Genomic DNA, 14,791 nt, shown 5'->3' on the forward strand with positions numbered 1-14,791 from the left:
TGGATCGACTCGCCCGCCGTGTTTCACACGATCGTCGCGAAGGCTGAGCGCAGAGCGGCCCTCCAGTGCCTGAGTGGGCCGACACCCAGTTCGGCCCACCTGGCGTGCCCGAGCACGCTGTAGGCAGGTCGAGGCGCCGGGCGCGGGAACTTGTCGGTCGTCGTGGGGTGCACCCGCGCCGGATCAGATCCGAGCAGCTCGAACACGTCCTTGGCAAGATCGCACCAGGTTGCTTCCCCTGAGCTGGTGGCGTGAAACACGCCCGTCACCTCCGGGTTGGCGCCGACGAGTACCAGCCGCTCGGCGACGTCGGCGGTCCAGGTGGGCTGACCACGCTGGTCGGCTACGACGTCGAGAGTGTCGCGTTGGCCCTCGAGCTTCGCCATGGTGCGGACGAAGTGTGAACCGTGCGCTCCGTAGAGCCATGCCGTGCGGACGACGACACCGCCGTCGGGGAGGGTTTCGAGCACGGCCTGTTCGCCGACCAGCTTCGTCCGGCCGTACGCCGTGCGCGGGTCGGGCTTGGCGTCTTCGGCGTACGGCTCGGTCGCGTCCCCTGCGAACACGTAGTCGGTGGAGACGTGCACCAGCCGGGCGTCGGTCGCGGCGGCGGCCTCGGCGAGTACCCGCGGGCCGATGCCGTTGACCAGCAGTGCGGCACCCTCGTGCGCTTCCGCGTCGTCGACCGCCGCCCAGGCGGCGCAGTTGACGACGACCTGCGGACGGTGCGCGGCGAACGCCGAGCGGACTGCCGCGGGGTCGGTGATGTCGAGGTCCCCTCGGGCGAGAGCGGTGACCTCTTCGCCGTCGGCCCGGAGTCGTGCGACGACGTCGTGGCCGAGCATTCCCGCGGCACCGGTGACGAGCCAGCGCATCACGGCGTCCGCTCCTGCTTCAGGCCCTCCCACCAGGTGCGGTTGTCGCGGTACCACGCGACGGTTTCGGCGAGGCCGGTGTCGAAGTCGTGGCGCGGGCTGTAGCCCACCTCGTCCCGCAGCTTCGTCCAGTTGACGGAGTAACGCCGGTCGTGACCCTTGCGGTCCTCGACGTACTCCACACTGTCCCAGCTCGCGCCGCAGGCCTTGAGCAGACGTTCGGTGAGCTCGCGGTTGGTGATCTCGGTACCGCCGCCGATGTTGTAGGTCTCGCCGGCGCGGCCCTTCTCGAAGACGAGCGCGATCCCCTGACAGTGGTCGTCGACGTGCAGCCAGTCGCGGACGTTGAGCCCGTCGCCGTAGAGCGGCACCTTCTTCCCGTCGAGCAGGTTGGTGATGAACAACGGGATGACCTTCTCGGGGAACTGGTACGGCCCGTAGTTGTTCGAGCACCTGGTCACCCGGACGTCGAGGCCATGGGTGCGGTGGTAGGACAGCGCGATCAGGTCGCTCGACGCCTTCGAGGCGGAGTACGGCGAGTTGGGTGCCAACGGATCGGTCTCCGGCCACGAGCCTTCGGGGATCGAGCCGTAGACCTCGTCGGTCGACACGTGGACGAACGGACCGACGCCGTGCCGGAGCGCGGCGTCCAGCAGCGTGTGTGTGCCCACGACATTGGTGACCACGAAGTCCGCGGAGCCCTCGATCGACCGGTCGACATGGGACTCCGCGGCGAAGTGGACGACCGCGTCGTGCTCGGCCATGACCGAGTCGACGAGGGCGGCGTCGGTGATGTCACCCTCGACGAACGCGAAGCCCGGCCGGTCACGCACCGGGTCGAGGTTGGCCGGGTTGCCGGCGTAGGTGAGCTTGTCGAGCACCGTGACCTGCGCACCGGCGAGAGGCGGGAACCCGCCGGTGAGCAACGTACGGACGAAGTGCGAGCCGATGAAGCCGGCACCGCCGGTGAGCAGGATGCGCGGAGTCGTGTCAGTGGACGCAGGCACGGAGGTATTCCCTTGGGACGGCAACGGTCAGGAGCTGATCTGGATTCTGCTGTGGTCGCCGAGCACCAGGCGGTGCGCCTTCGGCACCCGGGGCGCGGGCGTCACCTGTACATGGTGGCCGATGAGCGACGCCTCGATCCTGCGTACACCCTCGACGGAGGTGTCGTGCTCGACGATGGAGAACTCGATCTCGGAGTCGACGATCCGGCAGTCGTGCTCGACCGAGGTGAACGGGCCGACGTAGGAGTCGGCCACCGTGGTGCCCCTGCCGATGATCGCCGGCCCGACGATGCGTGACGCCGTGACCGTCGCGCCGGCTTCGATGACGACCCGGCCGATGATCTCGCTGACGTCGTCGACGGTGCCCTCGACCTTGGGCTCGAGCGTTTCCAGGATCGTGCGGTTGACCTCGAGCATGTCGGCGACGTTCCCGGTGTCCTTCCAGTAGCCGGAGATCACCGTGGAACGCAGGTCCATGCCCTGGTCGATCAACCACTGGATGGCGTGGGTGATCTCGAGTTCGTTGCGCCAGGACGGCTTGATCTTGCGTACGGCCTCGTGGATGGCCGGGGTGAACATGTAGACACCGACCAGCGCGAGGTCGCTCTTGGGCTGCTTCGGCTTCTCCTCGAGGCCGATCACCTTGCCGTACGCGTCGAGCTCCGCGACGCCGAGCTGGGTGGGATCGGGCACCTGGGTGAGCAGGATCTGGGCCGCCGGCTGCTCCCTCCGGAACTCGTCGACCAGCGCCTTGATGCCGCCGACGATGAAGTTGTCGCCGAGGTACATCACGAAGTCCTCGTCACCGAGGAAGTCGCGGGCGATGAGGACGGCGTGGGCGAGCCCGCGTGGTGCGTCCTGCGGGATGAAGGTCACGTCCAGCCCGAACTGACTGCCGTCGCCCACCGCCTCCTTGATCTCCTCGGCGGCGGAGTCGACCCCGACCACGATGCCGACCTCGGTGATGCCGGTCTCGGCGATCGCCTCCAGGCCGTAGAACAGGACAGGCTTGTTGGCCACTGGCACCAGCTGCTTGGCCGACGTGTGCGTCAGTGGCCGCAGCCGGGTACCAGCGCCCCCGGAGAGCACCAGTGCGCGCATGGTCGGACACCTTAGCCGCTCGACCTGATCGACCTGACCACTCCGTCGCCCGGGCGGGTCGGGGATCGGTTGTCCGGGCCCGGACCCGCCCATAACGATCCCGGACCCGCCCATAACGATCCCGGACCAGGCTGGCACCCGGGAACGGCGGGTCCGTTTACGCCGTCGAATTCGATCGGGCAACCTACGGGTAGCGGTCGCGCGTCACCAGTCCACGACCGCCCGACGGCGAAGGGAGCCGCCGCGTGCGGAACGACGACGAGGAGGCGTTCGATGCGTTCGTCCGGGCCCGAATGCCCGACTTGTTGAGGTTTGGCCACATGTTGACGGGGAGTCCAGACGCCGCGGGGGACCTGGTCCAGGACGCGCTCGAGCGGACCCTTGCCGCCTGGCATCGGGTACGCAACCGCGACGACCCCGAAGGCTACGTACGCCGAACGATGGTCAACCGGAACGTGAGCATCTGGCGCCGCCGACGGAGGGAACAGCTGGTCGACGACGTACCCGACCGCGGCCACCACGACGATCCGCAGCTTCCGGACCCCGAACTCCAGCGCGCGCTCGCGGCGCTCCCCCGCAAGCAACGCGCCGTCATCGTGCTCCGGTTCGCCGAAGACCTGTCCGAACGTCGGGTCGCCGAGATCCTCGGCTGCTCGGTCGGAACGGTGAAGAGCCAGACGTTCAAGGCGCTCGCGAAGCTGCGTGCGCGCCTGCCGGAGCAGGGACAGGACCAGCCGCCCCGGCGCGAGGTGCCGCCAGCCGTCGTCAGAGAGTCAACCGCCAAAGAGGCGACCGCACCCGCCTCGGGTCCGACCGCCCGCGGAGGCGACCAGGAGGACACGCCATGGACCCGCTAGAGCACCGCCTCCGCGAAGGACTGCGGGGCGACCGGTGGGGGCTCTCCCCTGACGTGGACGTCCTCGACCGCGTCCACGCCGGCGCGGCCCGAAGGCGCAAGCGGCGGAAGGCCGTCATGGCGGCCGGTGCCGTCACCGCGGTGATCGCCGCGTTCGGCGGGATCGGCTACGTCGCGACCGGCGGCGGGCCCACGATCATGGTCGCCGACGGGGCCAGCAGCGGGGCCGGTGGGCAGGCGGAAAAGAGCGCCCCCGACGCCACGGACATGGACTCCGAGGACCGAGGAGGGGAATCGGCGCCCGGCAGGGACGGCGACTCCGAGCGGAGGCGGGAAGAACGCGCCGACCAGTCGCCCGGGGCGGAGCCGGAGCAGCCGAACGTGCTCTCGGAGATCGCCCCGGTTCCCGGGGACTTCTCGCCCGTCTCGATCACGGCGGCCGGACCCGAGACCTACTGGCTGCTGGGCACCACCGACGGCGATCGCGCCGCCCTCGCGGCGACCCAGGACGGTGGGTCGACGTTCAGCTCGCTGGCGAGCCCTCCGTCCGCTGTCGCGCGTGGAGACAACGAAGTCAGCGCCAGCACGGTGAGTGACGTCCGGTTCGCTGGCGACGGTCAGACCGGCTGGGCGTACGGCGGTGCCCTCTGGGTGACCCGGGACGCGGGTCGTACCTGGGAGCAGGACCGGTCCGTGCCCGGTCTCGTCAAGCGGCTGGAGATCGGCGGAGGTTCGGCGTACGCGCTGGTCGACAACGGCAGCGCCTGGACCCTGTGGCGCGCTCTTCTCGGCGAGAGCACATGGCAGCAGCTCGGTGTCGAGGCGCAGGCGCCAGAAGACCTCGCCGTGACGGGCCAGTTGGTCGCCGTCACCGACAAGGACGCCGACGGGACGTCGGTCTGGGCGTCGACCGACGACGGTACGACGTTCGAGACGCACCCGACGCCGTGTCACCAGGACCTCGACGCCGGGCGCCTGTCGGCGACGATCGGCTCTCTCTGGCTGAGGTGCGCGACCGGCACAGGCACCACGCTGCACGTCTCGACCGACTCGGGTGCGAGCTGGTCCGACGTACCCGCCGGGGAACCGGCGGCACCGGCGACGGCATCGGCGCTCGGCGCCCGCGACACCGGCCGGGCGATCGTCGCGGTGCCTGGGGAGGCGCGGAACATCGGAACCGATGACACGTCGACGACGCCGGTACCGGGCCTGGGTAGGCCGGCCTTCGCCGGGTTCACGACCGAGGAGATCGGCTACATCCTCGACCTGGAAGGACACCTCTTCCGTACCGACGACGGCGGCGCCAGCTGGTCACCGGTCAGCATCAGGTGAGCCTGGTTCGCCAGGAAAGTCTGGCCGGCCAGGGGGACCCCCGGCCGCACCCTGAGGCGGAGGCCGGGTGGCGTACCGGCTCTTCCCGGATGTGCGGCGCGGGTTCGGCGCGGCACCGTGGTCCCATGAAACTTCGCCTGGTCACGCTCGCCGTCTCGATGGCGTACCTCTGGTTGATGATGATCCTGCTGGGCGCGATCGTGCTCGAGACGTTCATGGTCTATCCGAACATCTTCGTCGACCCTCCGGCCTCGCTCGAGACGGCGCTGGAGTTCATGAAGGTCACCGCACCGAACGACTTCTTCCCGCCGCTCGGGTTCCTCTCCTGGATCACCGGTGTAGGGGCCGTGGTCCTGGCGTGGCGGATCAGACCGGCACGCTACTGGGTCGCCTTCAGCGTGCTCATGATCGTGTGCGAGGGACTCTTCTCCATGGCGTTCCACTGGCCGCGCAACGAGATCCTGTTCGTCGAAGGCACCGCGGTGCACTCCGACGCCTTTCTCGTGCAAACAGCGCAGGAGTTCCAGCGGCTGCACTGGTCGAGGCTTGTCTTCAACGCCGCGTCGGCTGTCACGATCTTCGTCGGCTTCCTGAAGATCTACCGCGACTTCCTCGTCGGCCGATCCGGCGCAAGCCTCCCGACGCCCGCGACGAAACATCCGGTCTGACGGATTCGCCCGCCGATTCGTCCTGATCCGAGACGGCGGCCAGCGCCTTTCACCGGAGGTGTCGGCGGGCTGCGAGACCATGGACGGGTGCCCGAGGCTCCTGACGTACTTTCGCGGTTCTCGACCCCGACCCGAGAATGGTTCCGGTCCTCCTTCGCCGCGCCCACTCCCGCCCAGGTGGGTGCCTGGGACGCGGTGAGCCGAGGCGAGCACAGCCTGGTCGTCGCGCCGACCGGTTCGGGCAAGACCCTCGCGGCGTTCCTCTGGGCACTCGACCGGCTGGCCACCGCCGATCCGCCGGCCGAGCGGCAGCACCGCTGCCGGGTCCTCTACGTCTCGCCGCTGAAGGCCCTCGCCGTCGACATCGAACGCAACCTCCGGGCGCCGCTCGCCGGCATCCGGCACACCGCCCACCGGCTGGGCCTGACCGAGCCGTCGATCGAGGTGGCGCTCCGCTCCGGCGACACGCCCGCCGACGCCCGCCGCAGGTTCGCTCGTACGCCTGCCGACATCCTCATCACGACGCCCGAGTCGCTGTTCCTGCTGCTGACCTCCCAGGCCCGGGAGGCGTTGCGGGGTGTGGAGACGGTGATCCTCGACGAGGTGCATGCCGTCGCCGGGACCAAGCGCGGCGCCCACCTCGCCCTCTGCCTCGAACGCCTGGACGCCCTCGTCGCCGGCCAGCCCGCCGGCAGCGACGAACCGCCTCGGCGCCCACCGGTCCAGCGGATCGGTCTCTCGGCGACCGTCCGCCCGGTGGACGAGGTTGCCCGTTTCCTGTGCGGCGCCGCTCCGGTGACGGTGGTCAATCCGGCGTACGACAAGGAGTTCGATCTCCAGGTCGTCGTCCCGGTCGAGGACATGGGCGAGCTGGGAACGGCGTCCGAACCGCGCGCGCTGCGCGCCACCGTCGACGACGGTCCGGACGACGGGACGGACGGGGCGGGCCAGCACATCCGTACCGGCGCGGCCGCCGGGCCGGAGCGCCGGGCATCGATCTGGCCGCACGTCGAGGAGCGGGTCGCCGACCTGGTAGAGGCCCACCGCAGCACGCTGGTCTTCGCCAACTCCCGGCGGCTCGCCGAACGCCTGACGGCACGGCTCAACGAGATCGCCTACGACCGTACGCACGACGAAGCCCTTCCGCACGCCGGCTCCCCCGCCGAGATCATGGCGGAGTCCGGGGCGAGCAAGGGCGCGCCCGATGTCCTCGCCCGCTCCCACCACGGGTCGGTGAGCAAGGAACAACGCGCGCTGATCGAGGACGACCTCAAGTCCGGGCGTCTCCCCTGCGTGGTCGCGACCAGCAGCCTGGAGCTCGGCATCGACATGGGCGCGGTCGACCTGGTGGTGCAGGTGGAGGCACCTCCGTCCGTGGCCAGCGGCCTCCAGCGGGTCGGCCGCGCCGGACACCAGGTGGGAGCCGTCTCGCGCGGGGTGATCTTTCCCAAGTATCGCGGCGATCTCGTCGCCACCGCCGTCGTCACCGACCGCATGCGGGCGGGCCTGATCGAGGCGACCCGGCTGCCCGCCAACCCGCTCGACGTCCTGGCCCAGCAGATCGTCTCGGCCTGCTCGGTCGACACCTGGGACGTCGACGCGCTCTACGCCCTGGTCCGCCGGGCCGCGAACTTCCAGACGCTGCCGCGCTCGGCCTATGACGCGGTGCTCGACATGCTCACGGGGCGCTATCCGTCCGACGAGTTCGCCGAGCTGCGCCCGCGCCTCGTGTGGGACCGGGTGGCTGGCACGCTGACCGCACGGCCGGGAGCGCAGCGGCTCGCGGTCACCAGTGGCGGCACCATCCCCGACCGTGGGCTCTTCGGCGTGTTCCTCGTCGGCGAGAAGGCGTCGCGGGTCGGTGAGCTCGACGAGGAGATGGTGTACGAATCCCGCGTCGGCGACATCTTCACGCTGGGAGCCTCGTCCTGGCGCATCGAGGAGATCAGCCACGACCGGGTGCTCGTCTCGCCGGCACCAGGCCAACCCGGAAGGCTGCCGTTCTGGAAGGGCGACGTGCTCGGCCGGCCGGCGGAGCTCGGCCATGCGATCGGCGGCTTCGTCCGCGAGCTCGACCGGCTCTCTCCCGACGACGCCCGCGCGCGAGTGCGACAGTCCGGCCTTGACGAGTGGGCGGCCGACAACCTCGTGTCCTACCTGGCCGAGCAGAAGCGGGCGACCCGACACCTGCCCGACGACCGCACGATCGTGGTCGAGCGGTTCCGCGACGAGCTGGGCGACTGGCGGATCTGTGTCCACACGCCGTTCGGCGGCGGGGTGCACGCACCCTGGGCCCTCGCGATCAACGCCCGGCTGCGCGAACGCTACGGCGTCGACGTCCAAGCCGTGCACGCCGACGACGGGATCGTGCTCCGGATTCCCGACACCGAGGACACCCCGCCGGGGGCCGAGCTCGCAATCTTCGCCCCTGACGAGATCGAACGCCTGGTCACCGACGAGATCGGCGAGTCTGCGCTGTTCGCGTCGAGGTTCCGTGAGTGTGCGGCGCGGGCGCTGTTGTTGCCCCGCCGCGATCCTCGTCGCCGGACCCCACTGTGGCAGCAGCGTCGCCGGTCGGCCCAGCTGCTCGCGGTTGCCGGCAAGTACGCCTCGTTCCCGATCGTGTTGGAGGCGGTCCGCGAGTGCCTGCAGGACGTCTACGACCTGCCCGGCCTGGTGGAGCTCCTCCGCGGCATCGAGGCCCGTCGGGTGCGGGTGGTCGAGGTCGAGACCAGCGAGCCGTCGCCGTTCGCGAAGTCGCTGACGTTCGGATACATCGCGGCGTTCATGTACGAAGGCGACGCACCGTTGGCCGAGCGCAAGGCGGCAGCGCTGGCACTCGACCGGTCGCTGCTCGCCGAACTGCTCGGGCAGACCGAGTTGCGCGACCTGCTCGACCCGGACGTCATCGTGCGTACGGAGTCCGAACTCCAGCGACTCGACCCTGACCGCAGGTGCCGCGACATCGAGGGCGTCGCCGACCTGCTCCGCCTGCTCGGTCCCCAGTCCAGTGCGGAGGTCGCCGCTCGGTGCGTCGACCCGGAGCGGTCGGCTCACTGGCTGGCCGAACTGGAGGGAGCCCGACGGGTCATCCGGGTGCGTGGACCGGCGCCCGAAGGCCACCCATCGGTCGAGGGTGCGGAACCGGTCGAGCGCTGGGCCGCCATCGAGGACGCCGGACGACTGCGCGACGCCCTTGGCACGCCCCTGCCGGTGGGGATCCCGGAGGCGTTCACCGAGCCGGTCGCCGATCCGCTGGGTGATCTGGTGGCGCGATACGCGAGAACGCATGGACCGTTCCACGCCGCCGACGTGGCTGGTCGGTTCGGCCTCGGCGTCGCGGTCGTCATGGGCACCCTCCACCGCCTCGCCGCCGAGAACCGGGTGGTCGAAGGCGCCTTCCGTGGTTCGGCTCCAGAGTCCGCCGGTGCGGAGTGGTGCGACGCCAACGTCCTGCGTACCCTCCGCCGCCGGTCGCTGGCCGCGCTGCGCAGTGAGGTCGAGCCCGTCGACCCGCCCACGCTCGCAAGGTTCCTCCCGAGCTGGCAACATGTCGGAGGACGCCTGCGCGGCACCGATGGAGTGCTTCGCGTGGTCGAGCAGCTGGCCGGCTGCGCGGTGCCGGCGTCCGCGCTCGAACCGCTGGTCCTCAACGCCCGGGTGGCCGACTACTCCCCCACCATGCTCGACGAGCTGACCGCGTCGGGTGAAGTGGTGTGGGCGGGTCACGGCACCCTTCCGGGCAGCGATGGCTGGGTCTCCCTGCACCTGGCCGACACGGCGGCTCTCACGTTGCCGGAGGTTGATCCGGACTTCGAACCAGGCCCGCTGCACCGGGCCGTCCTCGACGTCCTCGACTCAGGTGGCGGGTTCTTCTTCCGTCATCTGGCTACCGCCGTGAGCACCGCATCGATGGAGGGTGGCGCCGGCTCACAGAACGACGACGCCGCCCTGGTGACCGCCTTGTGGGACCTCGTGTGGGCCGGTCACCTCACCGGCGACACCCTGGCGCCACTTCGGGCGCTGCTCGGCAGCGGCTCGTCGGCGCACAGGTCACGGTCGCGGACACCGCGGGCCCGGCTCGCGGGCGGACGGGCATCCTTTCGCGGCGGGGGCCGGCCCGCCATGCCGAGCCGCACCGGACCGCCGATCGCGGGCGGTCGGTGGTCCCTGCTGCCCGAACGCGATCCGCACCCGACCAGGCGGGCCCACGCGGCCGCCGAGGCACTGCTCGACCGCTACGGCGTCCTCACCCGAGGGGCCGTGGTCGCGGAGCGGGTGCCCGGCGGGTTCGCGGCGGTCTACCAGGTTCTGAAGGCCTTCGAGGAGTCGGGGCGTTGCCGCCGAGGCTATTTCGTCGCCGGGCTCGGAGCTGCCCAGTTCGGTGTGGCCGGAGCGGTCGACCAGCTTCGTGCCGAACCCTCCGGCGCCTCTCCGACGACACTCGTGCTCGCGGCGACCGACCCCGCCAATCCGTACGGCGCCGCTCTCACCTGGCCCACCCGCCCCGGCCAGGTGACGGAGGAGCAGAGCGGGCACCGTCCCGGCCGGAAGGCCGGCGCGCTCGTCGTCCAGGTCAACGGCGAGCTCGTCCTCTACGTCGAACGCGGCGGGCGCACGTTGCTCACCTGGTCCGACGACCCGGCCACCCTGCAACCGGCGGTCGACGCACTCGCACTCGCCGTCCGCGACGGCGTGCTCGGCAAGCTCAGCGTCGAACGGGTCGACGGCGAAGCGGTCCTACGCCAGCGGAACCATCCCGCGGGCGCCAGTCCGCTGGCCAGCGCGCTCGAATCGGCCGGGTTCCACACCACACCACGCGGACTCCGCCTCCGCGGCTGACACGAGGCGACTCACGGAGGACGACCGTTGCGAGCGACGCCAAGCCAGCGCGGTGCCCGCAGGCAAAGGTCTGCATGAGCGCCTTCTCACCCGGCGTGGAACGACGGTGCGAGGCCGCCGAGCGTCTGGACCGTCCGGGCCTTCTCCTGCGCGGTACCGACGGGAATCACCAGAATCTCGGTGGCGCCCGCGTCGGCGAACCGGCGCAGACCCCGTTCGACGGCGGTCTCGTCACCGGCGACCACGGCGTCTCCGGGCCCTGCCAACCCCTCCCGGTCGAGCACCGCCCGGTAGCTCGGAAGCTCCCCCGCCCGGCCGAACGTTTCGTTCACCCATCGGCGCGCTCCATCGGGATCGGCGGTGACGCACACGCACACCGATGCCACCACGGCCGGCGAGCGTCGTCCTGCGCCCGCGGCCGCCCGCTCCAGCGCGGGCCTGACCATGTCGCCGATCGTCGGGGGTCCCGCCCACGCGGTGATCGTGCCGTCCGCCAACTCGCCCGCGACCCGCAGCATGACCGGGCCGAGCGCGGACACCAGAACCGGGGGCGCGTCGGCGCCCGCCACCCCGATCCCACCGACGGCGGTCCAGCTCTCACCGTGGTACGCCACGGACTCGCCACGCAGCAACGGCGTCAGGGCGGACAGGTACTCCCGCATGTTGCGCCCTGGAGCCGCGAACGACTGGCCGTACTCGTTCTCGATGATCGGTGCGTGGCTCGGCCCGACACCGAGGACGAGGCGGTTCCCCGTCGCTGCCTGGACCGTCAGAGCCTGTGCGGCGAGCGCCAGCGGGTGCCGCGGATAGGTCCGGACGATCGCCGTCCCGACCTCGATCTCCCGAACGTGCCGTCCCACCACCGCGAGCAGGGTCAGGGGGTCCCAGCTGCCGACTTCGCCGATCCACGCCCGTGCGTAACCCGCCTCGGCCGCCGCGCTCACCTGCCTGACCACCTCCTCGACAGGTGCCCCGAGTTGTCCCTCGATCCACAGCCCGACCCGCATGCGTACTCCCTCGTTTCCTCATCGTTCGCGCGCCTCACCACCTGACGCCGGCCGGCCCTTCCCCGCACCCGGCGGCCATCCGCGCCCGTCCACCAGCCAACCGGTGGGAAGCTCCGTGACCAAGACGCGGTTGACCTGTGCAGCGATCAGGAATTGTGATGGCTGCGGGCTGACGGGAGGCGGACGTGGAACTCCGGCAGTTGCGGTACTTCGTCGCCGTGGCCGAGGAGCTGCACTTCGGCCGGGCCGCGCAACGGTTACATGTCGTCCAGCCCGCGGTGAGCCAGCAGATCGCCAGGCTCGAACGCGAGTTCGGCCTCCAGCTTCTGGACCGTACGTCGCGGACGGTCCGGCTCACCGATGCCGGTGAGCGGCTCCTCTCCGAGGCTCGCAAGGTCCTCGCGGCCGCCGACCAGGCCAAGGCGGTGGCCTCGCAGCTGGCGACGGCTGGCACCCGGTTCCTGCGGATCGGGACCAGCCCGGGGCTGGCCGCCACCCTCGAATCCGCCATCGACGCGCTGAGCCAGCTCGCTCCTGGCCTTCGTACCGAGCTGGACGGTCGACCAGCGCACGACCAGCTGGCAGCCGTACGCCGTGGCGAGCTGGACCTCGCGCTCGTCCGCGCAGCACCTGCCGATCCGGACCTGCGGACGATCGAGCTGTGGCAAGAGCAGGTGTACGTCGCCGTACCCACCTCCCACCCCACCGCCGGACAGCCAGCGGTACGGCTCGAGCAGCTCGCCGACCTGCCCCTTCGGCTTCCGGAACCGGGGTGTGACCGGCTGCTCGGGGACCTGGTCCTGGGCGCCTGCCGTCGCGCCGGATTCGAGCCGCGCACCGGCCGACCGGTGTCGAGCGTGACCAACGCTCTTGTGGAGATCGGATCCGGAGTCGGCGAATGGACGGCGATCTACGCCGACGCGGAGCGCGGCAGTGCACCCAGAAAGGTGGCGGTCCTGCCGATCGACCCGCCGTTGACCGCTCCGGTCGCACTCGTCGTACCGGTGACTCAGACGTCGACCTGCGTGGCCGCTCTGTACGAGGCATTCCGACCCCATGCCCCTGCCGCCAACGGCCTGCCCGAACCGACCGGCCAGCCCGAACCGACCGGCCAGCCCGAGCCCGTCGGCGCGGCCGTCGGTTCAGCCCAGGGCGCGGCCGACGGCTAGCTTGCGGGTGTCCGGAGCCAGCAGGCGTTCGGCGTCGGCGCTGAGATCGTCGGGCTTGGTCTGAGACTCACGCTCCGCGGCGACCCGCGCCTGGTAGACCTCCACTTCGTTCCGGATCCGTGCCTTGTCCCATCCGAGAACGTCCGCCACCAGGGTCGCGACCGACTCGGCGGTCTCGGTACCCCGGTGCGGCACCTCGATGGAGATCCGGGTACGCCTGGCGAGGATGTCGTCGAGGTGGACGGCGGCCTCGTGACTCGCGGCGTACCGCGCTTCGACGCTGAGGTACTCTCCCGCGCCGGGCAGGGGTTCGAGCAGGCTCCGGTCCGCTTCGGCGAGTTCCAGCAACTCATCGACCAGCGAGCCGTAACGGTCGAGGAGCCGCTGCATCCGCCATACCGGTAGGCCGTAGGCGTCGGCGAGCGCGTCGACCTGGTTGACCAGCGCGTGATAGCCCTCGGCGCCCGCCAGCGGAACGTGTTCGGTCACCGATGGCGGGAGGGACTGCCCGAGGTCAGGGCGGGCCGCGTCCACCGCATCCTTCGCCATCACGCGGTAGGTGGTGTACTTGCCGCCCGCGATCGACACCAACCCGGGCAGTGGCCGGGCGACGGCGTGTTCGCGGGAGAGTTGGCTGGTCTGCTCGGACTCCCCTGCGAGCAACGGGCGTAGCCCGGCGTAGACACCCTCGATGTCCTCGCGGGTGAGGGGTACGGCCAGGACCTCGTTGACGTGCGAGAGGAGATAGTCGATGTCGGCGCGACTCGCCGCCGGGTGGGCGAGGTCGAGGGTCCAGTCGGTGTCGGTCGTGCCGATGATCCAGTGGTTGCCCCACGGGATGACGAAGAGCACCGACCTTTCCGTGCGAAGGATGAGGCCCGCCTCGGACGCGATGCGGTCCCGCGCGACAAGCACGTGCACGCCCTTCGACGCCCGGACCTTGAACCGGCCGCGTCCGCCGGTCAGCCGCTGGATGTCGTCGGTCCACACGCCGGTGCAGTTGATGACGACCTTCGCCCGGATCGTCGTGGTGTCGCCGGAGTCGACGTCACGGACCTTCACGCCGACGATCCGGCCACCCTCGAGGAGGAACTCCGTCACCTCCGAGGAGTTTCGTACGACCGCGCCGTAGCGGGCGGCGGTCCGGATCACGGTGAGGGTGTGCCGGGCGTCGTCAGCCTGGGCGTCGTAGTAGCGGATCGCACCGACGAGCGCGTCCTGACGCAGCCCGGGAACGAGCCGGAGCGCTCCGGTGCGGGTGAGGTGCCGGTGCGGTGGGACAGAACGTCCGCGCGCCATCGCGTCGTAGAGCAGCAGCCCTGATCCGACGTAGGGCCGCTCCCACATCCGATGCTTCAGCGGGTAGATGAACGGCACCGGCTTGACCAGGTGTGGTGCGATCCGGGTGAGCATGAGGTCGCGCTCCCGGAGCGCTTCGGCGACGAGTCCGAAGTTCATCTGCTCGAGGTAGCGCAGGCCGCCGTGGAAGAGCTTGCTGGACCGACTGGACGTACCGCTGGCGAAGTCGCGCGCTTCGACCAGGGCGGTGTCGAGTCCTCGGGTCACGGCGTCGAGCGCGGTGCCGGCACCGGTGACACCACCACCGATGACCAGTACGTCGAAGGTGTGCTGGCCGAGCCGGGACCAGGCGTCCGCACGTTCCTGCGGACCCAGCCTCGCAGAACTCCTCACAACTCTCGCCTCGAATTCGCCCGGTATGTACCTACGTCTCCACGTCCCCAGCAGATGATCAATCTACTAGAAAGGATCGGCATGCGGAGGCGTGGTGAAACGCCGCCCTGGACGGCCATTCGTGAACGGTTCGACAACGCCGCGAATCCTGTGGAGGGCCGACCGATAGGAGTCATCGCCTTACCACAACCCGCCAGGTCGTGACTCTCGAATTTCCGTCAGACCCCATTCGGGAATATGCC

Annotated in this window: 10 protein-coding genes; 5 read left to right on the top strand and 5 right to left on the bottom strand. The window is 70.5% G+C overall.

Annotated elements, in window-relative coordinates; translation table 11 throughout:
* Positions 1 to 23 precede the first annotated feature (23 nt).
* Genes rfbD through ABN034_RS03715 form a run of 3 tightly spaced genes read right to left on the bottom strand, consistent with a single transcriptional unit; the run spans position 24 to position 2,983 of the window.
* The gene (rfbD, locus tag ABN034_RS03705) at positions 24 to 875 is read right to left on the bottom strand and encodes a dTDP-4-dehydrorhamnose reductase (RefSeq protein WP_349689536.1); all 852 of its coding nucleotides are present in this window, start codon (positions 873 to 875) and stop codon (positions 24 to 26) included.
* Positions 875 to 1,882, bottom strand: a complete 1,008-nt coding sequence (gene rfbB / locus ABN034_RS03710; protein ID WP_349689537.1) for a dTDP-glucose 4,6-dehydratase — start codon at positions 1,880 to 1,882, stop codon at positions 875 to 877. Before rfbB ends, rfbD begins: the two co-directional genes overlap by 1 nt.
* A gap of 27 nt (positions 1,883 to 1,909) precedes the next feature.
* Complete coding sequence (locus tag ABN034_RS03715) at positions 1,910 to 2,983, bottom strand: glucose-1-phosphate thymidylyltransferase (protein WP_349689538.1); 1,074 nt, start codon at positions 2,981 to 2,983, stop codon at positions 1,910 to 1,912.
* Between the two features lie 245 nt (positions 2,984 to 3,228).
* Here ABN034_RS03715 and ABN034_RS03720 point away from each other — a divergent pair, with 245 nt between their 5' ends.
* The 4 genes from ABN034_RS03720 (at position 3,229) to ABN034_RS03735 (ending at position 10,681) form a co-directional block, all read left to right on the top strand.
* Entirely contained in the window at positions 3,229 to 3,840 is a 612-nt protein-coding gene (locus ABN034_RS03720) for a SigE family RNA polymerase sigma factor (RefSeq protein ID WP_349689539.1), read from the top strand.
* The gene (locus ABN034_RS03725) at positions 3,828 to 5,171 is read left to right on the top strand and encodes a sialidase family protein (protein ID WP_349689540.1); all 1,344 of its coding nucleotides are present in this window, start codon (positions 3,828 to 3,830) and stop codon (positions 5,169 to 5,171) included. The genes ABN034_RS03720 and ABN034_RS03725 overlap by 13 nt, the downstream gene beginning before the upstream one ends.
* A 125-nt stretch (positions 5,172 to 5,296) precedes the next feature.
* Positions 5,297 to 5,839 carry a hypothetical protein gene (locus ABN034_RS03730; RefSeq protein ID WP_349689541.1) on the top strand — a complete coding sequence of 181 codons (543 nt, stop codon included), beginning with the start codon at positions 5,297 to 5,299 and terminating at the stop codon, positions 5,837 to 5,839.
* 87 nt (positions 5,840 to 5,926) lie between these two features.
* Positions 5,927 to 10,681 (top strand): ATP-dependent helicase, encoded by a 4,755-nt coding sequence (locus ABN034_RS03735; RefSeq protein ID WP_349689542.1) that lies wholly within the window; start codon positions 5,927 to 5,929, stop codon positions 10,679 to 10,681.
* An 86-nt stretch (positions 10,682 to 10,767) separates the two neighbouring features.
* Here ABN034_RS03735 and ABN034_RS03740 read toward each other — a convergent pair whose 3' ends face one another.
* On the bottom strand, positions 10,768 to 11,688 hold the full coding sequence (locus ABN034_RS03740; RefSeq protein WP_349689543.1) for a TIGR03564 family F420-dependent LLM class oxidoreductase: 921 nt from the start codon (positions 11,686 to 11,688) through the stop codon (positions 10,768 to 10,770).
* 185 nt (positions 11,689 to 11,873) lie between these two features.
* Here ABN034_RS03740 and ABN034_RS03745 point away from each other — a divergent pair, with 185 nt between their 5' ends.
* Positions 11,874 to 12,857, top strand: coding sequence for a LysR family transcriptional regulator (locus tag ABN034_RS03745; RefSeq protein ID WP_349689544.1), 984 nt, complete (start codon positions 11,874 to 11,876; stop codon positions 12,855 to 12,857).
* On the opposite strand, the gene ABN034_RS03750 is transcribed toward ABN034_RS03745, so the two are convergent.
* Positions 12,831 to 14,549, bottom strand: coding sequence for a glycerol-3-phosphate dehydrogenase/oxidase (locus tag ABN034_RS03750; protein WP_349689545.1), 1,719 nt, complete (start codon positions 14,547 to 14,549; stop codon positions 12,831 to 12,833). The genes ABN034_RS03745 and ABN034_RS03750 overlap by 27 nt on opposite strands.
* Positions 14,550 to 14,791 lie beyond the last annotated feature (242 nt).

The organism is Actinopolymorpha sp. B11F2, assembly GCF_040195635.1.
GTDB lineage: Bacteria > Actinomycetota > Actinomycetes > Propionibacteriales > Actinopolymorphaceae > Thermasporomyces.